Genomic DNA, 25,055 nt, shown 5'->3' on the forward strand with positions numbered 1-25,055 from the left:
TGTGCGGCGAGCGCCGCCGCACACGGATGCCGTGTTAGAACGTCTCGTGGTGCTCGTTGCGCGCGATGTCCGCCTGCACCATCATCTGGCACAGCTGTTCGAGCGAGGTTTGCGGTTGCCAGCCGAGCGTGTCGCGCGCCTTGTCCGCGCAGCCGATCAGCAGGTCCACTTCGGCCGGCCGATAGAACTTCGGATTGACGCGCACGAGCGTCTTGCCGGTCGCGACGTCGATGCCGGTCTCGCGCTCGTCCTTGCCCGACCATTCCAGCTGATAGCCGGCCGCCGTGAACGCCATGCGCACGAAATCGCGAACCGTTTCGGTGCGGCCGGTCGCGAGCACGAAGGTGTCGGGCGCGTCGGCCTGCAGCATGCGCCACATGCCCTCGACGTATTCGAGTGCGAAGCCCCAGTCGCGCTGCGCGCTCAGATTGCCGAGTTCGAGCACGTCCTGCTTGCCGAGCTTGATCTTCGCGACCGTGTCGGTGATCTTGCGCGTGACGAATTCGCGGCCGCGTAGCGGCGATTCGTGATTGAACAGAATGCCGCTGCTCGCGAACAGGTCGTACGACTCGCGATAGTTGATCGTCGACCAGTGCGCGAACAGCTTCGCGACACCATACGGGCTGCGCGGATAGAACGACGTGCTTTCGCGTTGCGGCACCGCCTGCACGAGGCCGAACATCTCGGAGGTCGACGCCTGGTAGAAGCGTGTCTTCGGGCTCAGGGTACGCAGGCCTTCGAGCAGATTCAGCGCCCCGACGCCGGTCACTTCAGCGGTGGTCACCGGCTGGTCGAACGACACGCCGACGAAGCTCTGCGCGGCGAGGTTGTACAGCTCGTCGACCTGCGTGCCGTCGAGCAGGCGCAGCGTCGAGCCGAGGTCGGTGAGGTCGTGTTCGACGAGACGCAGATTCGGATGATCGAGCACGCCAAGCTCACGCATGCGCCAGAAGTTGACCGAACTCGTGCGCCGGTAGGTGCCGGTCACGTGATAGCCCTTGTCGAGCAGCAGCCGGGTCAGATAGGCGCCGTCCTGTCCGGATACGCCGGTGATGATCGCTTTGCGAGGTTGACTCATAGCTTGCCTTCTAGTTTGTGAATAAAAAAGCACGGGACGCGCCTAAGGGCCAGGCTCAATGCGCGTCGTCCAGCAGCCGCCGCACCAACGGTTCGACGACCCGATAATCCTGTTCGGCCTTCAGCCGGTACAGCTCCGGCTTTGGATGCGCGCCGTCCGACATCAGCGACTTCCAGTCGGGCAGGCTGCTCACATACGCGTATTGATCGACGAGCGGCACCTGCTGTTCGGCGGCGACGCGTCGCGTCATCGCTATCATCGCGGCGAGCCGGGCGTTGAGCCGGTTATCGGGCATCGGGTTCGAGGTCTGCAAAACAGGCTCCTTGCCGAGCGCTCGCGCGGTTTGCACGAGCGACGTCTCGTCCGCGTAGAACTGCTCGGGCGTCTGGTTGTGCATCACTTCGTTGATGCCGTAGTTGATCAACACGATCCGCGCGGGCGAGGCGGCGAGACGTTCGCGCCACGGCAGTCCCGCCGTCGGCCCCGCGCGACGATTGCCGGTGCCGTCGCGCAACTGCCAGGCCATCGTGCCGCCGACGCCGTAGTTCGTGACGCGCACGCGCTCGCCGTCATGCGCCTGCAACGCTTGCTGCAGATACGTGACGGCGTTGCTGGCTTGCGGGCCGCAGTGGCCATCGCTGCAGGTGATGCCGAGCGTGGTCGAGTCGCCGTAGGCGTCGATCAGCAGTTGCGTCGGCGATGACACTGCCGGCTCGGCCACGGCCGCGCTCGTTGTCGGCGCGATCAGCATCAGCGCCGACACGACACCCAGCATGTGGGCAGCAACCACAGCCGGGCGGTTCATGCGCGGCCTTGCGGTGCTTGCCGCGCAACGTGGGCGCCGGCGCCGGTCGTCGCTCCCGACCCGCGCGCGCCGAAAATCAGGCGCTTCTCGAATGCGAACCACGTGATGCTCGCGTACACGAGCGTGATCGCGAGCGCGATCGCGGCGCTCAGATAGCGATTCAGATGCAGCGGCCACACCATGTACAGCACGCTCAGGTGGATCAGGTAGATCGTGTAGCTGACGGTGCCGATATAAACGAGCACGCGATTGCACAACAGCCGCTTCACGATGCCCTTGCTCTGCAGCGCGATCACGACGATCGACGTACACAGCACCAGCGACACGCTATACAGCCCCGCATTCGACAACGGCGTATTCGCCGCGCGAAAACGCGGGTAGTGCAGATGCAGCCATGCCAGCACCGCGAGCGCGGCCAGAGCGCCCAGCACCGCGAGTCCCTTGAACGGTTCGAGCGCATTGCGGTCGCGCCGCACGGCAACCGCGAGCAGCGCGCCGGCCGCGAGCAGATCCATGCGGAACGGCGTCAGGTAGTAGATCGGCCAGAACGAATCGAACCACGGCGTCGCGAGCGCGCGCAGCAGCGGCACCAGCACGATCAGCGCGGCCGCCACCAGCCCAAGCAGACGCTCGGGCACGAGCAGGATCACGAACGGCCAGAAGATATAAAACTGCTCCTCGACCGCGAGCGACCACAGCACGTTGAGGCTGTCATGACCGCTTTGATTGAGCGCATCGCCGATATTGGTCGCGAAGAACGCGTACCAGTACCAGTGCTGCGCCCACGCGAGGCCGAACATCAGCGACGACACGGCCATCAGCAGCAGGTACGGCGGCAGGATGCGGCGCGCTCGCCGTGCATAAAAATAGCTGAAATACGACTGCTGACGCGACTTGCGATCGAGCAGGATGCCGCTGATCAGAAAGCCGCTCAAAACGAAGAACAGATCGACGCCCATCCATAGCGGCGCTTTCAACGCGTGCTGCGCGAACACCGCGAGCACGGCGATCGCGCGCAGACCGTCGAGCTGCACGATGCGGGAATGGGAGGGCGCGAGGGGCAATGCGCTGGCTGTCATGAACCGTCCATGGTGTAAGCGGATGAGCCGGGCGAAGGGCCGCGCGGTTCGCCACGGATTGCCAGCGAACGGGCGCGCGCTTCGCGTCGCAACTGAAGTGCAATCGATTCTAGGGAAAAGAAACTCGAGAAAAAAGCCGTTGGAATGGGCTAATTGAATCAGATTGAAACAGGGTATTTCTTTGGCAATTCTCGAAAGATTTATATGTTTATGTGGTGAGCATCGGGCAATCCGTAATAAATGCGCATTGCGTAATATCACATCGGTAGAAACGGGGGATTATCGCGACAGAGGCGACTGACGGCGAAGCTTGCGCTTTTATCTATTTTTAAAAGCGTTTATTTTTGTGACGTATAAGCGGACAAATATTTTTGAATTATTTTCGATTTTCGTCACCACATTTTTTCCGCGTAACTTAGTCGTGCGGACGGCTGCCTTCAGGCACCGCGCTTCAATCGGTTGCGCTTCGTTTCGCTTTGCCACATCACTGAATTTCGCCCCGAGCGGGCGCAGGTCCGCGTGCATCGCGTTGACCGGACATCGACTGGAGGTTCCGCCTTGCGCCGTATCACGTTCAAAAGCTGGTTCGCCCTGACAGCCTGCGCTGCCGGCGTCGTCGCCGCATCGGCCAGTCTGCAGGCTCGCGCCGAAACCGCTTTGAACGCAAAGACCTCATGGATCGGCAACAGTTTCGGCTTTGGTGACGGCACATGGACGCAGATCGATATCACCGCGATCGCGGTCACGCCCGACGGCAAGGTGTATACGAACGCGCCGTGGGACGAAAGCGGCGCTGAAGCGAGCGTCTATCAGGACGGCAAGATGCTCGGCTTCGCGGGCGGCACGCATGGCTGGGGCAACGCCGGCGGCAATGCGATCGCGGTCAACCGGAAGTATGCGTTCGTCGCGATCGCGGTCGGCAATGAAAAGGGACGCCTGGTCGAGCCGGGCGTGTGGCCGGACAAGGGTAAGCAATGGTTTGGTATCTCGCGGCGCCTGATCGACGAGCCGAAGCGCGTGGCACCGTTTCAGCCCGCGGCTAAAAACGCGGACCCGCACGCGCAGCTTGCTGCCGGCTTTCTGATGATGAACGAAGTGCCGACCGGCACGAACGCCGAGATCGGCGGGCTAGCCGCGAACGACACGACGCTGTTCGCGGCCAATACCGCGCGCAATCGCATCGAAGTCTACGATGCCGAATCGATGCAGCAGAAAGCGACGTGGAACGTCCACGAGCCTGGACGTATCGCGCTCGCGCGCGACGGCACGCTATGGGTGCTCAGCGGCACGCGCGGCGATCGCGCGCCGGGTATCGGGCATTACACGGCGACCGGTCAGCGCATCGACGAGACCATCACGCTGCCGGCCGATACGGTCGCGGTCGGCCTCGCCGTCGATGCGCAAGGCCACCTCCTGATCGCCGATAACGGTCCGCGCCAGCAGGTGCTGTTCTTCACGAAGCGCGACGGCCGCTACACGGAGTCGGGCACGCTCGGCGAGCGCGGCGGCATTTTCAGTGGCGTTGCGGGCAAGCCCGGACCGTCGCGATTCAACGGGTTGACCGGCGTGGGTGTCGATGCGCGCGGCAACGTGTACGTGTCGACCAATGGCATCGGTCCGCGTTACGAGCCGATCGGCGCGGGCCTCGGCGCGACGCTCGAAAGCTATGCGCCGAACGGCAAGCGCAACTGGCAGGTCGAGGGACTGCTGTTCGTCGACGGCGCATGGATCGATCCGGCCCGGCCCGACAGCGTCTATACCGGCAACAAGCGCTTCGAACTCGATTTGTCGAAGCCGTCTGGACAGGACTGGAAATACGCGGGGTTCCTGTCGAATCGGTTCAAGTACCCGGACGATCCGGTGTTCCATACCGACCAGTATCCGGGTCTGCCGATCGCGCGGCGGTTGAAGGAGCACACGTTCCTCTATCTGACCGACATGTATGCGGATCATCTGAAGATCTATCGCTTCGATCCGCAGCATGACGGCGAGACCGCGATTCCCTCGGGATTTATCGCAGGTCGCGAGCGCGCGGTCGCGAAGGTGCCGAATGCACCGCCGGGCGGTGACTGGATCTGGCGCGACACGAATGGCGACGGGCGCTTCGATCGCGACGAATACACGCTGAACACGAGCGGCACGAAGCTCGCGGGCGGCTGGGGCTGGTGGGTCGATATGGCCGGCGACATCTGGCGGACCCGGGATACGAAGGGCATCTATCGCTTCCGTTTCGGCGGACTCGATGCGAAGGGCAACCCGGTCTACTCGTACTCGAACCTGACGCAGTACCCGGTGCCGGCACCGTTCAGCGAACTGCATCGCGCGATCTATGAATCGGACACCGACACGATGTACGTGAGCGGCTATACGGCCGATATGCCGACCGCGCAGGGCTTCTGGAAGGAAGTGGGGCGCGTGCTGGTGCGCTATGACAAGTGGTCGAGCGGCAAACCGGTGCAGCGCTACGCGATCACGCTGCCGTGGCAGACGCAGAGCAAGCCCATCGCGACCATTATCGGCGTCACGGTCGAGGGGCAATACGTGTTCGGCGTCGAGCCGGTCGGCGCGGTGCACGTGTGGGACAAGGACAGCGGCAAGGAACTCGGCGTGATCCGGCCGGGCCCCGAAGTGGGCCGCGCGTCGGGTTGGGTCGACGTGCCGAACGGTATCAGCGCGACGAAGCGCGGCGATGGCGAGTACCTGGTGTTCGTCGAGGAAGACGCGCGCGGCAAGGTGCTGATGTATCGCTGGAAGCCTTGAGGTGCGTTGGCCTCGCTGACGCGGCCCCGCACGCAATCTAACCGCAAAACCGAAGGGATTCGATGGACAAAGGCATTCTCAGGAACGTGGCGATCAACTTTTTCGGGCTCGTGCTGCCGACGTTCGTGTCGCTCGTGACCGTGCCGTCGTATATCCGGCTGCTCGGGGTCGAGCGCTACGGTGTGATCAGTCTGGTGTGGACGCTGATCGGCTACTTCGGGATTCTCGATCTCGGCATGAGCATGGCCGCGCAGAACCATATTTCGAAGGCGCGCGCGTCGGGCGACCAGCAGGAAAGCGCGCGCGTGTTCTGGAGCGCGACGTGGCTCAATCTGACGACCGGCGTGGCGGGCGGTCTGATCATCTACTTCGGCGCGTTCCTGTACACCGCGTATTTCACGAAGGTATCGCCCGAGCTGCAGCACGAAGTCTATATGGCGCTGCCGTGGCTCGCGGTCGCGATTCCGATCGCGAACGTGTCGTGGGTGTTCGCGGGCGCGATCAATGGCGCGGAACGCTTCGGCGTCTACAACACGAACCAGACGATCGGCACGTTCCTGTTCCAGCTGCTGCCGCTCGGTGCCGCGTGGTGGCTCGGCGCGACTTTGCAGAACGTACTCGCCGCGGCAGTCGTCGCGCGGATTCTCGCGGCGTTGCTGCTCGGCCGCTACGCGCTGAAAGTGCTTGAAATACGCAGCATTCAGCCGCCGCGGCTCGGCGTCGCAAAGGGGCTGTTCAACTTCGGCGGCTGGATGCTGATCGCGAGCGTGACGACGATGGTCGCCGATTCGCTCGATCGCGTCATGCTCGGTTCACGGCTCGGCGCGCGTTTCGTCACGTACTACACGGTGCCGCAGAACCTCGTCACGCGTCTGAACATCGTGCCGACCGCGCTGGTACGCACGCTGTTTCCGCGGCTTTCCGCAGTCGGCCGCGCCGACGCCGACACGATCACGCAGCAATCGCTCGAATTTCTGAACGGCGTGTTCACGCCGGTCGCGCTCATCGCGATGCTGGTGCTCGAACCGTTCCTGCATCTGTGGGTCGGCAACGAGATCGCGACGGTCGCGGCGCCCGTGGGCCGCATCATGATCGTCGCCGTGTGGCTCGTCGGCCAGGCGAACGTGACGCGCATCCTGATTCAGTCACAGGTCAATCCAGCCACCGCCGCGCGCATCGGCCTCGTCGAGTTGCCGCTTTTCGCCGGCGCGTTGTGGCTCGGTATCACGCATTTCGGGCTGACGGGCGCGGCGGTCGCGGTCGGCGCCCGCGCGCTGTTCGACTACGCGGTGCTGCTGCGTTTCGCCGCGATCCGCGCGCGCCAGATCGTGCTCGACATGCTCGCCCATCTCGCCTTCCTGCTCGCCAGCCTGTGGCTCGCCAGCTTCCTGCCGAGCCTCGCGCTCGCGATCGCCGCCGGTGTGCTGATGGTCGGCGCGAACGTCGCGTGGTCGATCACGATGACGCCCGCCTTGCGCAATCTTGCGCGTTCACTGCTATTGCGACTGAATCCGAGGAAAAGCGCATGAATCAAGACGTCCTTGAAAAAGACCTGTTGAGGCCCGCGACGCGCAGCGCGCTCGACGAACTGACGAGCGTGCCCAACATCCAGCCGGCACCGCGCCGTACCGCGCCGCGCGCGAGCAAAAACGTGCGCATCGCGATCGTGCACGACTGGCTCGTCACCTACGCGGGCGCGGAGAAAGTGCTCGAGCAGATCATCGCGTGCTTTCCCGATGCGGACCTGTTCAGCCTCGTGGACTTTCTCGACGATCGCAGCTTCCTACGCGGCAAGCCGGTGACGACGTCGTTCATCCAGAAGTTGCCGCTCGCGCGCAGCAAGTACCGCTCGTATCTGCCGCTGATGCCGCTCGCGATCGAGCAGCTCGACGTGTCGGCGTACGACGTCGTGATCTCGAGCAGTCACGCGGTCGCCAAGGGCATCCTCACCGGTCCCGATCAGGTGCATATCAGCTACGTGCATTCGCCGATCCGCTATGCGTGGGATTTGCAGCATCAGTATCTGCGGCAGTCGAAGCTGACCAACGGCCCGAAGTCGGCGCTGGCGCGGCTGATTCTGCATTACATGCGCAACTGGGATATCCGCACGTCCAACTCGGTCGACGGCTTCGTCGCGAACTCGGCGTTCATCGCGCGACGCATCAAGAAGGTGTATCAGCGCGACGCGCAAGTGATCTTCCCGCCGGTTGATGTCGAGGCGTTCACGCTGTGCACGGAGAAGGAAGACTTTTATCTGACCGCGTCGCGCATGGTGCCGTACAAGAAAATCGATCTGATCGTCGAGGCGTTCGCGCGGATGCCCGAGCGCAAGCTCGTCGTGATCGGCGACGGACCCGACATGGCGAAGATCCGCGCGAAGGCGGGGCCGAACGTCGAGATCATGGGCTATCAACCGTTCGAGGTGCTGAAGGACCGCATGAGCCGCGCGAAGGCATTCGTGTTCGCGGCCGAAGAGGACTTCGGCATTTCGGTGGTCGAGGCGCAGGCTTGCGGCACGCCGGTGATCGCGTACGGCAAGGGAGGGGCGCTCGAAACCGTGCGCGATCTGTCCGAACCGAAGCCGACCGGCATGTTCTTCGATGAGCAGGATACCGACTCGATCATCTCTGCCGTGAATCGTTTCGACGAGCTTGGGCACCGGTTCCTGCCGGAGAATTGCCGCGGCAACGCCGAGCAGTTTTCGGCCGCGCATTTCCGCGAGCGCTTTTTCTCGCAGGTGCGCGCGGCGGTGCCCGCGTTGCGCACGGCGACGCTGCCGGCCTATACGCCGTATCGGCCGGCCGTGCAGGGCGCCGCGAACGTGCCGCGCATTCTTGCCGTCGATCAGAGCGGCGTGCTCGGCGGCGCCGAACTGTCGCTGCTCGAAATCGTCAAGGCGCTGCGCTCGCGCATCGAGGTCGTGCTGTTCGACGACGGGCCGTTCAACACCGCACTCGCGAAAACCGGCGTCGAGGTCACTGTGCTCGATGCCGGCGCGCTGAAAAATGTGCGCAAGCAGGGCGGTTCGCTGCCGAAAGGTCAGGCGTTGAAGGGGCTCATCTCACTCGTGCTTGCCACCGCGAAACGCGCGCGCAAGGTGGATGTGATTTACGCGAACACGCAGCGTGCGATGGTGATCGGCGCCGTGGCCGGCAAGCTCGCGAGACGGCCGGTGGTCTGGCATTTGCGCGACATCGTCAGCGCCGAGCATTTCGGCGGCAAGCAGCTTGCGATCATCAAGTGGTGCGCGCGGCTCGGCCTCACGCATGTGATCGCCAATTCGGCTGCCTCGGCGCAGGCGTTCGCGAAGCTCACGCGGTTCGACAGCAAGCGCATCGACGTCGTGTTCAACGGGATCGCCGCGGAACCGTTCGACGCATTGCGCACGGTGCCGCAAGCGGTGCTGCGCGAGCGCCTGAATCTGCCGCGCGACGCGTTTCTCGTCGGCTCGTTCAGCCGGCTTGCGCGTTGGAAGGGACAACATGTGCTGCTCGAAGCGATGGTGCTCAATCCGCAGATGCATGCGGTGCTGGTCGGCGCGGCGCTGTTCGGCGAGGACCAGTACGAGAGCGAACTACGCGCCTTCGTCGCCGCGCACAAGCTTGGCGAGCGGGTGCATTTTCTCGGCTTCCAGCACGATATTCCGGCCTGCATGTGCGCGGTCGATACGGTTGTGCATACGTCGATCACCCCGGAGCCGTTCGGCCGCGTGATCGTCGAGGGGATGCTCGCGCAGCGGCCGGTCGTGGCGTCGCGCGCCGGCGGCGTGCTCGAAATCATCGACGACTACGAGAACGGCGTGCTGTGTACGCCGGGCGATGCGCATGCGCTCGCCGATACGCTCGCCGAATTGCGTTCGAACGGCGACTTGCGCGACAAACTGGTCGAGAACGGCTATCGGACCGCGCAGGTGCGCTTCGGCACGCGCAGCTATGTGGATGGGGTCGCGAGGATTCTGACCGGCGTGGCAGCGCGGTGACGAGGTGATTTTTACGCGAGGGTAGACAAGGGCTTGGCCAGTCCTTGCTTGGCGTGGCGGAGCGAAAGTCGAAGGGCTTTCGCTCCGTTTTTTTATTGCACCGGCGGGTGGCTTTAGAGTTCAAGCCGCGATTGATTTTCCGTCTCGCCATGCCGCCATGAATACGGTGAGCACGACCCGATGCTCTGGTTCTGCTAGCGCCTTCCAGGCTTAAAACTCGCCGACCACCTCATCGCAGGCAACTCAACCAGCCGATAGAACACATAGGCGGCCGGCACGGCGACCAGCATATAGCCGAACGACGGCCAGATCGACATCTGCAACGACGAGCGGAACAGCCACGACGACAGCAACACGAAGATCGGCAGATGGATCAGATACAGCGAGAAGCTGAAGTCACCGACGCGCGACAGCAAGCGCGCTACTGCATCCGACCCGGCACGAAGCAGCGCGCGCACACCGCCCGTTTCACGCCGGGAAGCATGACGTCCATCGAGCGCCTTGTACAGATAGCACGCGAAACCGAGCGCCCAGATCTGGAACGCGCCGTACTGGCCGAAATGAAACGCGGCGCAGCCTGCCGCGATCAATACCGCCGCAAGCACGTACAGCAATGCGGGCGCACGCGCCCCTTGCGCGCTGCGCGCTTTGGCATCGGCGATCCACGCGCCGAGCGTCCAGGAGAACCAGTACGACGTGAAGAACTGCAGATCGTGGCGCTCCAACCCGTACGCGGACGCAACGTTGATCGCGCCGACGAGCGCGAGCACGGCGTTGATGCCGATGCGCCGCCGCAGCGCGAACAGCAGCGGATAAATCGCATAGAACTGCACTTCGAGCGACAGCGTCCACAGCGCGCCGTTCGAGCCATACGTTTTACCCGCCACACCCTGCAGCGAAAACAGGTTGACCAGAAACGGATGCCAGCCGATGTCGCGAATCTTGTGACTGACGGGCGGCAATTGCAGGCTCAACGAATCGAGCGCGAAGGTCAGTACGAGCGCCGCGAGCAGCACGGGGTAGATGCGCGCGAAGCGCCGCAGCCAGAAGTTGCCTGCATCGAGCCGGTAAGCGGGATTGCCCGCGAGCCGCAGCGCGCCACCGCGATGGATGCAATAGCCGCTGATCACGAAGAACATCGGCACACCGGCCGAGCCCCATGCGATCGGAAACGTCAGATACGCGGCGAGACTACTGGGACTCAACGAATGTCCGACGCTCTGATGAAACGCCTGCATGCCGACCCACACGATCTGGCGGCAATGAAAGTAGGCGACCAGCAGCGCGGCGAAGCCTCGCATCGCGTCGATCGCGTGCTCCTTGCTGGCGCTATCGACACGCGCGTCGCTGCGCGCATGCGCCGCGGCCGGGTTTTTCTCCGGGCGCGGCAGCGGGGAGAGGGGCAGGGATGAGCCGGCGGCATCCAGTGCTGGGTCGCTCATACGCGGTCCTTATCTGAAGCGGAAGAAGCGGAAAAGAGAAAAATTCGACGTGGAACAGGCCGTCGAGCGGACGTCTTGCGCACCCGCGACGCATCCATCCTAGAGCACCGCAATCCTAAAAAATGATTAAAAAAATCCATTCCGGATTGAATCGGATATCGATTTTGTGACTAATTGTAATTGCGCGTCGACGTATGGGATATCGAATTATTTATCGCTTTTGTCGTGCTAATTTAAAGCAAGGATTCTCTGACCCAGAGGTGAAGTCATGAACCTGCATTTACTGGCCGGCGTGGCCGTCCTGCTGATCCTGGTGGCCGCCTCCGCCTACCGCGATGCCTTGCGCAACGAGCCGATCCGTCGTTACCGGATGAACCCCGGCAAGCTGCCACCGGTCGACGAACAGGAATGACGCGCTGCCGAAGCCGGTCTTCGGACCGCCACGTGACCCGTGCCACGGGGCGTCCGAAAGGTAAGACTTTCGGATTTGCTCGATCACCATCTGGCAATAGATGCGTAATAATTTCATCAAATTTTCACAATATCGCATTGCGATTAATACGTGAATTATCCGAATTAAATCGGAGAAAACGCTTGCGTGAACCTCGCAGATTTTTTCCGCTAGTCTTGCGCCGGCATTGATTGGCCGCCAGGTCCGCGAACACACCAATTTCTAACCGATGTGGGAATGCCTACCATGCTGAAAGTCACCAAAGCCGTGTTTCCCGTAGCGGGCCTCGGGACACGATTCCTGCCGGCTACCAAGGCAAGTCCGAAGGAAATGCTGCCGATCGTCGACAAGCCGCTGATCCAGTACGCGGTCGAAGAGGCGATCGACGCCGGCATCACCGAGATGATCTTCGTGACGGGCCGCAGCAAGCGCGCGATCGAAGATCACTTCGATAAATCCTATGAGATCGAATCCGAACTCGAAGCGCGCAACAAGCAGAAGCTGCTCGACCTCGTGCGCAGCATCAAGCCGGCCAACGTCGACTGCTTTTACGTGCGCCAGGCCGAAGCACTCGGTCTCGGCCATGCGGTGCTGTGCGCCGAAAAACTGGTGGGCGACAGCCCGTTCGCGGTGATTCTCGCCGACGACCTGCTGCATAGCGCGAAGCCCGTGATGAGTCAGCTCGTCGATACCTTCAACCACTATCACAGTTCGGTGATCGGCGTCGAAACGATCGCGCGCGAGGATAGCCGCTCTTACGGCGTCGTCGACGGCCGCGAGTGGGAAGACAACGTGATCAAGCTGTCGGGCATCGTCGAGAAGCCAGCGCCGGACGAGGCGCCGTCGAATCTCGGCGTGGTGGGCCGCTACGTGCTGATGCCGACGATCTTCAAGCATATCCGCGCGCTGAAGCCGGGCGCGGGCGGCGAGCTGCAACTGACCGACGCGGTGCAGTCGTTGTTGACCGAGGAGCAGGTGCTCGCGTATCGCTACTTCGGCACGCGCTTCGATTGCGGCAGCAAGCTCGGCTATCTGAAGGCGACCGTCGAATTCGCACTGCGCCATCCCGAGGTGAAGGCTGAATTCGAGGCGTATCTGCAAGCCTTTATGCAGAACGAAGCGTCAGGTGGCGACGCGGCGCAATTGACGGCAGAAGCCGCGTGAAGTGACACGACCTGGAAGGAAAAACGGGCGCCGCATTGCAGGGCGCCCGTCGTCGTTTCGGCCGGACGGCCTCAACCTTGCTTCTTCACCTCGAGCCGGAACCTGTGCAGCAACGGCTCGGTATATCCGCTCGGCTGCTGGCGCCCCTCGAAGACGAGCGCCTGCGCGGCCTTGAACGCGATCGTCTGGAAGCCCGGCGCCATCGGCTGGTACAGCGGATCACCGGCGTTCTGCGCGTCCACCACCTTGGCCATGCGCTTGAACGTCTCCTCGACGAACTCGCGCTTGATCACACCGTGATACAGCCAGTTGGCGATGTGCTGGCTCGAAATACGCAGCGTCGCGCGGTCTTCCATCAGGCCGACGTTGTGGATGTCCGGCACTTTCGAGCAGCCGACGCCCTGGTCGATCCAGCGCACCACATAGCCGAGAATGCCCTGCGCGTTGTTGTCGACCTCGGCGCGGATTTCGTCGTCGCTCCATTGCGCCTTTTCGACGACCGGAATCGTCAGCAGGCCGTCGAGCAGTTCGTCGCGTACCGTCGAGTAGTCGGTGCGTTCGAGTTCCTGCTGGACCGCCTGCACGTCGACCTGGTGATAGTGCAGCGCGTGCAGCGTCGCCGCGGTCGGCGAGGGCACCCACGCGGTGTTCGCGCCAGCCTTCGGATGGCCGATCTTCTGCTCGAGCATCGCGTGCATCAGGTCGGGCATCGCCCACATGCCCTTGCCGATCTGTGAGCGGCCGCGCAGGCCCGCGCTCAAACCGACCAGCACGTTGCTGCGCTCGTACGACGTGATCCACTTGCTCGACTTCATGTCGCCCTTGCGCATCATCGGGCCCGCTTCCATCGCCGAGTGCATCTCGTCGCCGGTGCGATCGAGGAAGCCCGTGTTGATGAACGCGACGCGCGCCGACGCTTCGGCGATACAGGCGAGCAGATTCACGCTGGTGCGGCGCTCCTCGTCCATGATGCCCATCTTGATCGTGTTGCGCGGCAGCTTCAGCAGGTCTTCGACGCGCGCGAACAGTTCGCTCGCGAACGCGACTTCGGCCGGTCCGTGCATCTTCGGCTTCACAATATAGATCGAGCCGGTGCGCGAGTTCAGCTTGTTCTGACGGTCGCGCAGCGCGCACAGCGTCGTGATCACCGCGTCGAGAATGCCCTCCGGAATCTCGTGGCCGTCTTTCGTCAATACGGCCGGGTTCGTCATCAGATGGCCGACGTTGCGGATGAACAGCAGCGAGCGGCCATGCAGCTTGACCTGCGACTTGCCGTCGGCGCCGATGTATTCGCGATCGGCATTGAGCCGGCGCGTGAAGGTCTTGCCGTTCTTCGTGACCTCTTCGGTCAGGTCGCCGTTCATCAGACCGAGCCAGTTGCGATAGAGCTGCACCTTGTCATCGGCGTCGACGGCCGCGACCGAGTCCTCGCAATCGATGATCGTCGTGACGGCCGCTTCGACGACGACGTCCTTGACATGGGCCGCATCGGTCTTGCCGACCGAATCGTTCGCATCGATCTGGATCTCGAGGTGCAGGCCGTTGTGCTTGAGCAGCACCGCCGACGGCGTGCTCGCGTCGCCCTGATAGCCGACGAGCTGCGCGGGTGTCTTCAGCGCCGTGGTGCCGCTCTTCAGCGCGACGATCAGTTGGCCGTTCTCGACGCTATAGCGCGTTGCGTCCGCGTGCGAGCCGTTCGCGAGCGGCGCGGCCTGATCGAGGAACTTGCGCGCGTACGCGATCACGGCTGCGCCGCGCACCGGGTTGAAGCCCTTCTGCTTTTCCGCGCCGTCCGTTTCGGGGATCGCGTCGGTGCCGTACAGCGCGTCGTACAGGCTACCCCAGCGCGCGTTTGCGGCGTTCAGCGCGTAGCGCTGGTTCGACAGCGGCACGACGAGCTGCGGGCCGGCCTGTCCGGAGATTTCGCTGTCCACGTGGTCGGTCGTGGCCTGGACGCTGGCGGGCACGGGCACGATGTAGCCGATGCCTTCGAGAAACGCACGATACGCGCGCAGATCCCGCACCGGGCCGGGATTGGCCCGATGCCAGTTGTCGAGTTCGCTTTGCAGGCGGTCGCGCTTGGCGAGCAACGCCCGATTTTTGGGCGCCAGCTCGTGCACGAGGGCGTCGAATCCCGACCAGAAGGCGGCGCTGTCGATTCCGGTGCCGGGCAGGGCTTCGGATTCAACGAACTGGTCGAGGTTGGCGGCGACCTGCAGTCCGCCGCGCGGGTTCATCTGAGTCATCGACTGCTCCATCTGTTATGGGACCGACGAGGGGGCGTCGGTCCGCGTTTGTGTTTCGGGATTGCTTTGGCGCTCGGTGCTTTACACGCCGAGCGCCTGAATGCCGGCTTTCGCGATCTGCGCATCCTGCTCCGACTTGACGCCCGACACGCCGACCGCGCCGACCACGTGGCCGTCGACGATCACCGGCACCCCGCCTTCGAGCGTGCCCTGCAGCGGTGCGCTGAGGAACGCGGTGCGGCCGTTGTTGATCATGTCTTCATAGACCTTGGTTTCGCGCCGGCCGAGCGCCGCGGTGCGCGCTTTTTCGGTCGCGATATACGAGGTGGAGGGCGCCGCGCCGTCGAGACGCAGCACCGCGAGCGGATGGCCGCCGTCGTCCGCGACGACGATCGCGACAGGCCATTTGTTCTTCTCGGCTTCCGCGCGGGCGGCATCGACAATGCGGGTGGTCTCGGCGACGGTCAACACGGGTTTGCTCAGCATAATGAATATCCTGTCTGGGTGATGGGAAGGTGGCTTCTACAGCTTCTTTCGGTAACCGGCGATGCGGCGCTTCAGAAGATCCTCGGGGCTCCGTTGCAAGCTTCTTGCAGCTCTCCGGCGCGCCTGATCCGACGATTTTACTTCCGCGCGAGGCAGCGCGAAACGGCGGCTTCGCCAGGCCGCTCTGCCCGTGCGCTCGACAGTGCCGCCGCAACGCCACCCGCAGGGCGGTCCACAAGCGCGGCCTGGCTCAGAAATAACGAGGTAGACCAGCAGATGAGCTGGTTTTCGAAGCATTCATTGCGGCCAGACAATGGTCGCGCCGCGAGCCGTAGCGGGGGCGACGGCTTCGGTTCATCGTTGGATGACAGCGGCAAGCGAACGAGGCCCGGTTCACGCTTTCACCAGTGAACCAGACCCGCGCATGGGCGACGCGAACACCGGTTAGCCGCCCACGAACCAGTCGAAACCAGTGGAAGGCGGCCGAAACTGGCGGATACGCCCGAAGAAACGTTCGATCTGCGGCCGACCTGTATCAGGTCGGTTTCCCGCACTCGCCGACAATGAGGCCAACCGGGGCAGCAGCATTGACTATGATCGCGCTGTCAGTCCGGACCACACGATGACGGCTCGGCGGTGCGACCCAGTCAGCGATCGGAGGGCGTTGATGAATGGCGATCGCGGAGAAATCCTTGCAGCCAGTTTTCAGGGCGACGTCCGAGGTCGGGTGCGCGATGGCAAGGTGGGCGAAGCCCAAACATATTCCAGCGCATAGTGCAGGCAGCGTACGCATGGTGTGTCCTCCTTGTGCGAGAGAGCCAGTAGAGTGCCAGTCAACTGTCTGTCAGCTTCGATGAATGGGGCTCCGCAGCGATCAATCTTGCTCCGCGTCGGCAGTGGCGGATCGATCGTTGGCTCGTTGAAGGCACGACAGGCCTGGTACGCTTTCAATCTATGCAGTGGCGATTAAAGCAGGCTTAAAGGCTTTCCCCGTGCCGACACGATGATGATCGCTCGTTCTCTCCACCGTGCGGGGACGCCGAAGAATCTCGCGGACGTGACCGCCGATAGCCGACCCGCATTGCAGGGCCGCGGCGTCAATATCAATCGGACGATCCAGCAGTCCCGCCGAAGAGGGGGGGCTGTTGAACCTGAAACTGCCCCAGCGCCCAACCGAATGACTCGATTTCCCGCTTATGCAGCATCGCGAGCTTCAACAGGCACCGCTCGCCTTTTTCTGTCAGATGGACCTGCACGAGTCGCCGGTCGGAATTGTCGGGGCGACGCTCGACGAGCCCGGCGGCTTCGCAGCGGGACACGAGCGCCGCGGTGCCGTTGGGCGCTGCCTGCAACCGTTCGGCCAGTTCGCCGATACTGGCCCAGCAGCGGTCGGGAAATCCCCTGACGTGAAGGAGCATCTGATATTGCAGAGGCGTGACTCCTTCCGCGTGAGTAATTTCTTCCGAATACCGCATGAACCTGCGTAACTGGTAACGGAATGCCGACATGGCTTCGAGATCCTGCTTGTTGGGCATGCCGACCCGGATGCGCGGTGATGTTTGTTTCACTTTCCTGCCTGTCTCGTTCGGAACATGGACCAAGTGCCTGAAACCGGATTCTCCGCAGCGTTGCTGAAAGTCGCGTCGCTCTATCGCAAAGCGCGCCGGCAATCCGGCGTGACGGGTGACAGCGCAAAATCGTATCAGATGGATTGCGTGCCCGCGCCGGATTGAGATGCAGTGAGCGGTGGGTGTTCCGTATCGCCACGACCGTCAGGGTTGGTGAACACGCGTTGATAGGACTATAGTGCATGGCACGGCATGACATGATCGCCGAGGCCTGTCTACCCCGCTCGCACCGACCGATTCAGGCGGGCGGTGCGATGTTCGATCATCCCCCCAGGACCGCTCGGCTTCTTTCTGCGTGGACCTTGTATTGCATGCATGGGACCGCTCGAGGCTCCCGCGCCGAACGAGGACACGGTGTTGCGAGGAGAGGCGGGATATGGACCCCACGAAGCTCGACGGCAAGCAAGGAGATTCGGCGCCTCCTGAAAACGCGCAAGAAGTCGCGACGCCGCTCGACCTCTATCGCATGAGCATGCTGGGGTTCTGCCTCGGAATCGTGACCGGTTTTGGTGCGGTCGTGTTCAGGATGCTGATCGGCACTATCCATAATGCAGCGTTTCTCGGACGCCTTTCGCCGCTATACGACGCGAGCCAGTTTACCCCGCCGTCGCCGTGGGGCGCATGGGTGATTCTCGTGCCGGTAGCAGGCGGCTTCGCGGTCACGTGGCTGGTAAGCCGCTTCGCACCGGAAGCAAAAGGGCATGGCGTGCCAGAAGTGATGGACGCGATCTATTTCGGGGGCGGCGTGATCCGTCCGGTGGTGGCGGTCGTCAAGTCGCTCGCATCGGCGATCGCGATCGGCACCGGTGCGGCGGTGGGCCGGGAGGGTCCGATCATCCAGATCGGTTCGGCACTGGGCTCGACGCTGGGTCAGTGGCTGCGGATGCCCGCCAGTCAGCGGATCATTCTCGTTGCGAGCGGCGCGGGGGCCGGCATTGCCGCGACGTTCAATACGCCGATCGGCGGCGTACTGTTCGCGACCGAGCTGATGATGCCGGAAATCAGCGTGGGGACTTTTCTGCCCGTTGCACTGGCAACGGGCACCGCCACGTTCGTGGGACGGCTGTTCTTTGGCGGAGCGGCGGCTTTTCTGGTTCCCCCTCAGCTCGGCGCGCTCGATAACCATCTCGCGAGCGGCTTCACGCTGCTGCTTTACGCGCTGCTCGGGGTCGTGGCCGGCGTGGCTGCCGCGTTGCTGATTCGCGCATTGCACTGGGCGGAGGACGCCTTCGATCGCGTTTCGGGGCGTTTTGCGCGGCACGCGCTCGGCATGCTGTTCGTCGGCGCAATGATGTATCTGCTGATGCGCTACGCAGGGCACTACTACGTGGAAGGCGTGGGCTACGCAACGATCCAGGCGACGCTCAATGAACAGTTGCAAGGCGGCCTGTTCCTGCTGCTGCTTGCGCTGTGCAAGATGGCCGCGACGTCGGTTAGCCTCGGCTCCGGCTCGTCGGGCGGCGTGTTCTCGCCGTCGCTGTTCATCGGCGCGACGTTGGGCGCCGCGCTGGCGTCCCTGTTCCATTTGCTGGTGCCGGCCGCTCCGGTCAGCGTGCCTGCATTCGCGATGGTCGGCATGGGGGCGGTGGTCGCGGGCGGCACGGGTGCCGCGATGACGGCAGTGGCGATGATCTTCGAAATGACGCGCGATTACGACATCGTGCTGCCGATGATACTTGCGGTTGCGTTCAGCATCGGCACCCGCCGGCTCCTCTCGCGCGAGACGATCTACACGATGAAGCTCGTCAGGCGCGGTCATGTCATTCCAGACGCGTTGCACGCCAATATGTTTCTCGTGCAGAGCGCGGCGGCGATCATGGAGGCCGACATACTGGTGCTCGACGCGGACGTCCCGTTTCGCGATCTCCTCGATCGTATGGGCGTCGCGCCGTTCCGGCACATCGTCGTCACGAAGGCAGGCATGCTGTACGGCGTGCTGCGCATCAACACTGGCCTGCGCCGCGCGGTCAGCCACGACAATCCGACGATCACGATCGGGCAACTCGCGCATCGCAACTTCATCGTCGTGAAGCGATCCGATGCGGCGTTCGAAGTGATCAGCGAACTCCGGCAGCGCCGCGCGGTGATGGCGGTGGTCGTCGCGGATTCCGCCGTCGATGGCGCGTTCGACGTGTCCGGCGTGATTGCGAAGGAGCATATTGCGGACGCCGTCGCGCGTAGTATCGATATTTTCCAGCGCCGGGCTCGCGCAAGGACCGCCACGTCAACGCAATCCGTGCGCGTCAACAATGCTTCGTATGCCGTGCACGGCAAGGCTCTGAAGGTGAGCGACGATGAAGCTGAAAACTGAGTGGCATACGTTGCGCGAGCGGCTCAAGGCCGCGGCGCACCTTGCGGATTCCGGGAGCACACGGGAAGACCGTTCGCCCGACGCAACTCCCGACCCACGCGAGTGGGTAATCGTCTATCGCACCGAGCGCGGATTCTGCTGCATGTACCGGGGCGAGCCGGTCGAATTCGACGAGATGCTGGACGTGCAGATATGGTCGGAGGAAGAGGACGTGCGGCTCTGGTACTTCGGGCTTTGAGCCGGTCTGCGCGTCGTGCGCTGCGCAATTAGCGATACACCAGAGCGGCGCGGCGATTCTGCGACTACGACGCTTCGTCATGCCGCAGCGCAACCGGTTTTTCCTTGCCCAGGCTGACGGCTTCCAGTTGCATCCCGGGCACGCCGAGCGTTTCCAGCTCACGCATGAAGGCCTGCGAACGCCGCTCGCCTGGAGCGAGGTTGTATTCGGCGGTGCCGCCAGCACTTGCTGGGACGGATGCCGGCGCAGGCCTTCGTATGAATGAATTGGTGTCGAACTACCCCGATTGACGTTTTATCGAAGAACTCGGGATTCACTTGTATTTATGTCACAACATGCCTATCCTAGCGGCGAGTGGTGCGGAACACGGTACGGCGATATTGCTGGTTGTTGCATAGGGTCCGAGAGAACGTCCACTCGTCTTCAGGCGACAGAAGGCGATCCCCTCCGCCCAGCTTCACGGCTGGGCTTTTTTTTAAATTGACCCATACCTAATGGTGAATCCGTTCGCCACTTCCTTTCGATTCCTCGACAGAAGAACGCTGCAACACGCTCGGTGGCCGTGGTTCCACTATGGGATTTTCCGGCTGGGCGCGGTGGCCAGGGGTCTCGTCGCAGTTCTGTATGCGCGCCTTATCGACGCAGGTTATGACATATTTCTGCGCAGGCGGCCTGTTCGCGCCATCGCTGGCGATCGGTGCGGGGATCGGCAACACGCTGCGTCTGGCGCTCGGACAGATGCAATTGCCGATGCTGATCGCGCACGGCATGGTGGGCTAGCTCGCGGCAGTCACGCAAAGTCCGACCACGGCCTTCGTAGTCGTCATCGAGACGATCAATGAGCACGCACCCGTCATTTCGCTGAGGGCGACCGCGCTGATTGCGAGCCCGGTTTCGAGTCTTTTGGCACCGCCGCTTTACGAGGCACTGTCGGAGCGTTACAGATAGACAGTCATGTATTACTGGATGCGATACAGCGATCATCTGATGAACTCCACGCTACGCTCACCCAAACTCCTCGGCAAGTTGACCAAGGCTATGCTGATTGGCGCGACCGCCATTTGCGGTAGCGTGAATGCAACGGTGGGCGATCGGATTGCCGACGACTCGATGCCGCCGGATTCATCGGGTCCCTGTGCCGGGATGAGGTTGTCGAGCGGCTCGTGCGCGGCGGCCGTTGCGTGTCCCACGGCGCGATGGCATGCGGACCGCGCCGAGCCACCCTCGGGCTCTTCTTCGGCCAACCTGTCGAGCGAGGCGAACGGCGAAAGCCTGACGGTTGGCGAGGAGCACTTCAAGTCGCGCACCTCTTTCGGCGCAGGCAGTTTCGCGCTCGGCGCCTTGGGTTTCGCGGCTTCGCGCATCAATTGGTGATCTCGATCTCGGTAGGTGATAGGCAACCGGCGCGGCACCGCGCGCTCGACCGGCCGCCACGGATCGATGTAGCGGTAGGGAGGCGGGCCGGTATTGAGGGACCGCAGCAGGAACTTCCCGCGTCCTCGACCGTTTGCCGCGGCTATGCCTCCTCGCCTTTTTCGTCCTGTCCGATAACGATGCTCGTCGACGACGCAAACAGATAACGCGGCACATCCAGATTCTGGGGCGCGGGTTTGTCTTTGAACACTCGACCGGCCAGGTCGTAAGTCGAGCCGAGACAAGGGCACAGAAAGCCCCCGGGCCAATCGTCAGGCAGACTGGGTTGCGGCCCGGGTTGGAAGCGGGGAAGCGGGGTGCAGCCGAGATGGGTGCACACGCCGATCACAACGAGTATGTTGCGATGATCCGGACGCGACCGGTATTCGTTGTTGCAGTAGGCCGGCAGCGGTATCGAGAACGGATGCACGGTATGCGGGTCGGCGACCATCGGGGTGGCCTTGAGCACGGCCGCCAGCATCTCGTTGGTTCTGTTGACGATGAAAATCGGCTTGCCGCGCCACGCCACGGTCATCATGCTGCCAGGCTCGAGTCCGCCGATATCGGCGCTGACTGGCGCCCCGGCTGCCCTCGCACTCGCCGGCGGCGCAAACGAGTCGACAAAGGGAACGACGACCGTCACGCCTCCTATGGCGCCGACGGCCGATGTGGCGATGAGCCATCTGCGGCGGCGTTCGTCGACAGGCTCGCTGGAACCGTTTTTCATGGCAAGCTCCGAGTCGGTTCGGTAGCCCGTCGCGACTTTTCACGAGTACCGGTTACCGAATGCACCGCCGCGGTCGTCGCGAGCCGGAAAGCCGGCGAATCGGATCGCGTGCGGCCAGAAACGCGAAACGCCGGTCTACATCGGCCACAGGAACAGTTCATGCACATGCGACGACGGAGCGACATTCACGTCCCTGCGCTCCGTCTTGCCGTTATATGTGGCGCTCACGCTATACCGGCCGTGAGGCAGCGACGCCAACAGGAAAGGACCCTTTGCGGTGGTCTGCAATATCGTATTGCCGTGCATGTCGGATAGCGTCACCGGGATATTCGCAAGGTACTGGTTGCCGCTAGCCGCCTTGCCCGCAAACTCGAGCGTGAGTGGATACCTTGGCATGACCTCCTTGATAGCGGTGGATTGGCCAAGGCCGATCCCGCCGCTCAGGAACGTAACATCACCCTCGTGCTGTACCGCGGGTAAAGGCTGAGTTGCCGCGAACGCGTATTGAACGCTTGCACCCAGTGCGAGTGCGGTCAAGCCAACTTTGACGATTGCATGCTGGTTCATTTCGAGCTCCTCGTAACGTGTGGCGATGAGATACGCGCCGCCACTGCGCTGCCAGGGTCTGTCTACATATGTAAACACGCCCTAGCCCATGTCGATGGTGACGAACATGCGCTGTCCGTCGCGTTGGACCAATAGCGCGACCGCGTTACCGCTGTTCGCCGCTTTCCGCCGGAACTGGGCGGGACTTGATACATGAGTGCTGTCGACCATCAGGATGATGTCTCCCGGTTCGATGCCGGCGAGCGCGCCGGGCCCCGTGCTTTTTTCGACCAGGACACCACCTTCGAGACCTGCGTCGTGTCGCTCCTGTGCGGTCAAACCACGCACGGTCAATCCATCGGGAGCTGCGACCTGCGCAATGGCCGGGGTCTCGGCAGGAGTGGCATTCAGACTGCCAAGCGCGACTGTCGTATCGTGCGTGGCGTTATCGCGCCAGTACACCAGATGGACGGATGTGCCCGGTTTGAGATCGGCTACTGTGACAGGCAACTGAGTCGAATCTGGAATATCAACCCCATTGATCTTCATGATGACGTCGCCTGGTCTGAGACCGGACCCGGCAGCCGGTCCTCGCGGGTCGACCGAGCTGACGAGCGCCCCTTGCGGCCTGTTCAGACCGAAAGATTGCGCAAGCGGCCAGCTGACATCCTGAATCGTGATGCCGAGGCGTCCGTGTTCCGCCTCGTGGTGCATTTGCAGCTGTTGGGCAACTTTCATCGCTTCATCGATCGGCAGCACGAACGCGGCTCCTTCAACGTCGCCGATCTCTTTCGTGACAGGCATTTCGATCCCAATGACTTTGCCGTTCAGACTGAACACCGGGCTGCCTGCATCGCCCGCATTTTCGGTCATGTCAGTCTGGATAAGCGGTACATACGACTCGCCTGGCAAAGGCCGCGACATGTTGCTGATGATGCCTGCCGTCACCGTGTCGTTCAGTCCATAAGGGGAGCCGATCGAGACGACCCACTGACCGGCCTTGTTCGCGGACGGCGAGCCAATTTTGACTGTCGGCAGTCTGGTGGCGGGAATCTTGAGCAGCGCGATACCGCTCGCTGGATCGTCGCCGACCACCGTGGCCTTGAACTTGCGGCCGTCCTTTAGCGTCACGCTGATTCGGGTTGCTTTGGTTATCAGGCTGGAGTCGGTGAGAATGTAACCATCGGCGGCGATGATGAATCCAGAGCCGCTGCGTTGCGAAGCCAGGCCTGTCGCGCCAGGAGGGGCGTAGGCGAACGGCTGGAACTGCCGGGTAAAAGGATCGTCTTCGCTTCCGGCCGGCGGCCAGAGGGGAGTGAAGGTGGCGACGGGTTGAGCGGCTGTCACGCTGATATTGACGACTGCTTTGCCTTCTTCGCTGACGAGGCGCGAGAAGTCCGTCACTATCGCGGGCGCCGTGTCGTGGCCTGGAAGCCTGGCAGCCGGCACATCCGCTCCAGAGCTTACGTTGTTCGGAGGGGATTGCGCCATGCAGCCCGCGGACACCGCCACGGTCAGACATTCCACGATCAGGAAGTACTTGAGGTTGTCGCGTCGCATCACATGCCCCCCGACACGAGCAGCTGAGTCGGTTGAGTCGGAGTAACGCGTCTGTCCGATGCGTTCTCCATGCTGCTGTGATTCGACTCTAGGTCGCCACTTTTAAAACAAGCTTAAAAAGCCCGACGAGAGGGTCCGGCTGGCACGTCCACGTCAACACTAATTTCGGTACTATACGGATCTACCTTCTGTCCCCGATCTTCGCCGGATCTGCGCTCCCGTCGCGCGTGCAACCATGCCTACCATCAACGAACTATTCGTCTATCCGATCAAATCCTGCGCGGGCATCGCGCTCACCGAGGCCCGGCTGTTGGCGACGGGCCTCGAATACGACCGCAACTGGATGATCGTCGATCCCGAAGGCGCGATGTTCACGCAGCGCGCGTATCCGCGCATGGCGCTGATCAAGATCGAACTCGGCGCAGAGGAGCTGATCGTCAGCGCGCCGGGCATGCGTGAGTTGCGCACGCCGCTCGATGCCGCGCGGCTCGCCGCGGCTCCCAGGGTCGCTACCGCGGTGTGGCGCGACGCGGCCTACGGGCTCGACACCGGCGAAGAAACGGCGGCCTGGTTCACGGAGTTCCTCGGTCTGCCAGCGCGCTTGCTGCGCTTCGATCCCGAGCGGGAACGCATCGTCGATCCGGACTATACGGACAGCACGGGGGGCGCCACGACCTTTTTTGCCGATGGCTTTCCGCTGCTGGTGGTCGGCCAGGCCTCGCTCGACGATCTGAACGCGCGCCTGAACGGCAAAGGCGCACCGTCGATCAGAATCGATCGCTTCAGGCCCAATATCGTGCTTAGCGGCCTCGATGCCTATGAAGAGGACTATGTCGAGACGCTCGCCGTCGGCGCGAATGCGGACTCGAGCGCGCGCGTCGAATTACGGCTCGTCAAGCTGTGCTCGCGCTGTCCGATGCCGACCATCGATCAGGCGCGCGGCGCCCCCGATCCCGACTGGCCGAACGAGCCGACCGACACGTTGCTCGGTTATCGCGTCAGCGAACGCTTCGACGGCGCGGTCACGTTCGGCAACAACGCGCTGGTCGCGAGCGGGGCGGGGGCCTGGCTGCGGGTCGGGCAGCAGGTCGACGCGGAGCTCGGGTTCGGCGATTGATGGGATGAAAGGCGGGCGAGCGAGG

At 63.0% G+C, this 25,055-nt stretch carries 19 protein-coding genes and 2 pseudogenes; 9 read left to right on the forward strand and 12 right to left on the reverse strand.

The genetic code is table 11. From position 1 onward, the window contains the following. Positions 1–34: 34 nt before the first annotated feature. From gmd to HDG39_RS04565, 3 genes are read right to left on the reverse strand one after another with little or no spacing between them, the layout of a single operon-like run. On the reverse strand, positions 35–1,078 hold the full coding sequence (gene gmd, locus HDG39_RS04555; protein WP_018418018.1) for a GDP-mannose 4,6-dehydratase: 1,044 nt from the start codon (positions 1,076–1,078) through the stop codon (positions 35–37). 55 nt (positions 1,079–1,133) lie between these two features. Next, entirely contained in the window at positions 1,134–1,883 is a 750-nt protein-coding gene (locus tag HDG39_RS04560; protein ID WP_184003601.1) for an SGNH/GDSL hydrolase family protein, read from the reverse strand. After that, a complete protein-coding gene (locus HDG39_RS04565) occupies positions 1,880–2,962 on the reverse strand; it encodes an acyltransferase family protein (protein WP_184003603.1) in 1,083 nt (360 codons plus the stop codon). The genes HDG39_RS04560 and HDG39_RS04565 overlap by 4 nt, the downstream gene beginning before the upstream one ends. Before the next feature lie 558 nt (positions 2,963–3,520). Between HDG39_RS04565 and HDG39_RS04570 the strand changes: the two genes are divergently transcribed. The 3 genes from HDG39_RS04570 to HDG39_RS04580 all read left to right on the forward strand — a co-directional run bounded on the left by HDG39_RS04570 (position 3,521) and on the right by HDG39_RS04580 (position 9,701). Further along, positions 3,521–5,722 (forward strand): NHL repeat-containing protein, encoded by a 2,202-nt coding sequence (locus tag HDG39_RS04570; RefSeq protein ID WP_184003604.1) that lies wholly within the window; start codon positions 3,521–3,523, stop codon positions 5,720–5,722. A gap of 62 nt (positions 5,723–5,784) precedes the next feature. Beyond that, positions 5,785–7,251, forward strand: a complete 1,467-nt coding sequence (locus tag HDG39_RS04575) for a flippase (RefSeq protein WP_184003607.1) — start codon at positions 5,785–5,787, stop codon at positions 7,249–7,251. Then, positions 7,248–9,701 carry a glycosyltransferase family 4 protein gene (locus tag HDG39_RS04580; RefSeq protein ID WP_184003609.1) on the forward strand — a complete coding sequence of 818 codons (2,454 nt, stop codon included), beginning with the start codon at positions 7,248–7,250 and terminating at the stop codon, positions 9,699–9,701. Before HDG39_RS04575 ends, HDG39_RS04580 begins: the two co-directional genes overlap by 4 nt. A gap of 194 nt (positions 9,702–9,895) precedes the next feature. Here the strand turns inward: HDG39_RS04580 and HDG39_RS04585 are convergent, their stop codons facing one another. After that, positions 9,896–11,143, reverse strand: coding sequence for an acyltransferase family protein (locus tag HDG39_RS04585; protein ID WP_184003611.1), 1,248 nt, complete (start codon positions 11,141–11,143; stop codon positions 9,896–9,898). A gap of 268 nt (positions 11,144–11,411) precedes the next feature. On the opposite strand from HDG39_RS04585, the gene HDG39_RS04590 reads away from it, so the two are divergent. Together HDG39_RS04590 and galU are read left to right on the forward strand one after the other, a co-directional pair. Next, positions 11,412–11,555: a hypothetical protein gene (locus tag HDG39_RS04590; RefSeq protein WP_008921966.1), complete on the forward strand. Its 144-nt coding sequence runs from the start codon at positions 11,412–11,414 to the stop codon at positions 11,553–11,555. A gap of 285 nt (positions 11,556–11,840) precedes the next feature. Next, positions 11,841–12,758, forward strand: a complete 918-nt coding sequence (gene galU / locus HDG39_RS04595) for a UTP--glucose-1-phosphate uridylyltransferase GalU (protein WP_184003613.1) — start codon at positions 11,841–11,843, stop codon at positions 12,756–12,758. 71 nt (positions 12,759–12,829) lie between these two features. Here galU and HDG39_RS04600 read toward each other — a convergent pair whose 3' ends face one another. The 3 genes from HDG39_RS04600 to HDG39_RS04610 form a co-directional block, all read right to left on the reverse strand. Further along, entirely contained in the window at positions 12,830–15,004 is a 2,175-nt protein-coding gene (locus HDG39_RS04600; protein ID WP_184003615.1) for a malate synthase G, read from the reverse strand. A gap of 81 nt (positions 15,005–15,085) precedes the next feature. Continuing rightward, entirely contained in the window at positions 15,086–15,490 is a 405-nt protein-coding gene (locus HDG39_RS04605; RefSeq protein ID WP_184003617.1) for a heme-binding protein, read from the reverse strand. A gap of 1,103 nt (positions 15,491–16,593) precedes the next feature. After that, positions 16,594–17,025, reverse strand: coding sequence for a MarR family winged helix-turn-helix transcriptional regulator (locus HDG39_RS04610; protein ID WP_018418006.1), 432 nt, complete (start codon positions 17,023–17,025; stop codon positions 16,594–16,596). Positions 17,026–17,494: 469 nt separating this feature from the next. Here HDG39_RS04610 and HDG39_RS04615 point away from each other — a divergent pair, with 469 nt between their 5' ends. Together HDG39_RS04615 and HDG39_RS04620 are read left to right on the forward strand one after the other, a co-directional pair. Further along, positions 17,495–19,429: a chloride channel protein gene (locus HDG39_RS04615; RefSeq protein ID WP_184003618.1), complete on the forward strand. Its 1,935-nt coding sequence runs from the start codon at positions 17,495–17,497 to the stop codon at positions 19,427–19,429. After that, positions 19,413–19,667: a hypothetical protein gene (locus tag HDG39_RS04620; protein WP_018418003.1), complete on the forward strand. Its 255-nt coding sequence runs from the start codon at positions 19,413–19,415 to the stop codon at positions 19,665–19,667. The genes HDG39_RS04615 and HDG39_RS04620 overlap by 17 nt, the downstream gene beginning before the upstream one ends. A 64-nt stretch (positions 19,668–19,731) precedes the next feature. Here the strand turns inward: HDG39_RS04620 and HDG39_RS35600 are convergent. Then, positions 19,732–19,884, reverse strand: a pseudogene (locus HDG39_RS35600) (OmpA family protein); the annotation flags it as partial. Between the two features lie 449 nt (positions 19,885–20,333). Between HDG39_RS35600 and HDG39_RS04630 the strand changes: the two are divergent. Further along, positions 20,334–20,615, forward strand: a pseudogene (locus HDG39_RS04630) (chloride channel protein); the annotation flags it as partial. A 32-nt stretch (positions 20,616–20,647) separates the two neighbouring features. On the opposite strand, the gene HDG39_RS04635 reads toward HDG39_RS04630, so the two are convergent. From HDG39_RS04635 to HDG39_RS04650, 4 genes are all read right to left on the reverse strand, one after another. After that, on the reverse strand, positions 20,648–21,034 hold the full coding sequence (locus HDG39_RS04635) for a hypothetical protein (protein WP_184003620.1): 387 nt from the start codon (positions 21,032–21,034) through the stop codon (positions 20,648–20,650). A 149-nt stretch (positions 21,035–21,183) separates the two neighbouring features. Then, complete coding sequence (gene petA / locus HDG39_RS04640) at positions 21,184–21,807, reverse strand: ubiquinol-cytochrome c reductase iron-sulfur subunit (RefSeq protein WP_184003622.1); 624 nt, start codon at positions 21,805–21,807, stop codon at positions 21,184–21,186. Between the two features lie 135 nt (positions 21,808–21,942). Continuing rightward, positions 21,943–22,374: a peptidase associated/transthyretin-like domain-containing protein gene (locus HDG39_RS04645; RefSeq protein ID WP_184003624.1), complete on the reverse strand. Its 432-nt coding sequence runs from the start codon at positions 22,372–22,374 to the stop codon at positions 21,943–21,945. Between the two features lie 81 nt (positions 22,375–22,455). Then, a complete protein-coding gene (locus tag HDG39_RS04650; RefSeq protein WP_260327527.1) occupies positions 22,456–23,913 on the reverse strand; it encodes a trypsin-like peptidase domain-containing protein in 1,458 nt (485 codons plus the stop codon). Between the two features lie 235 nt (positions 23,914–24,148). Between HDG39_RS04650 and HDG39_RS04655 the strand changes: the two genes are divergently transcribed. Continuing rightward, entirely contained in the window at positions 24,149–25,030 is an 882-nt protein-coding gene (locus HDG39_RS04655) for an MOSC domain-containing protein (RefSeq protein ID WP_184003626.1), read from the forward strand. The last annotated feature ends 25 nt before the right edge of the window (positions 25,031–25,055 follow it).

This window comes from Paraburkholderia lebeckiae, from assembly GCF_014201005.1.
Taxonomy (GTDB): domain Bacteria; phylum Pseudomonadota; class Gammaproteobacteria; order Burkholderiales; family Burkholderiaceae; genus Paraburkholderia; species Paraburkholderia tuberum.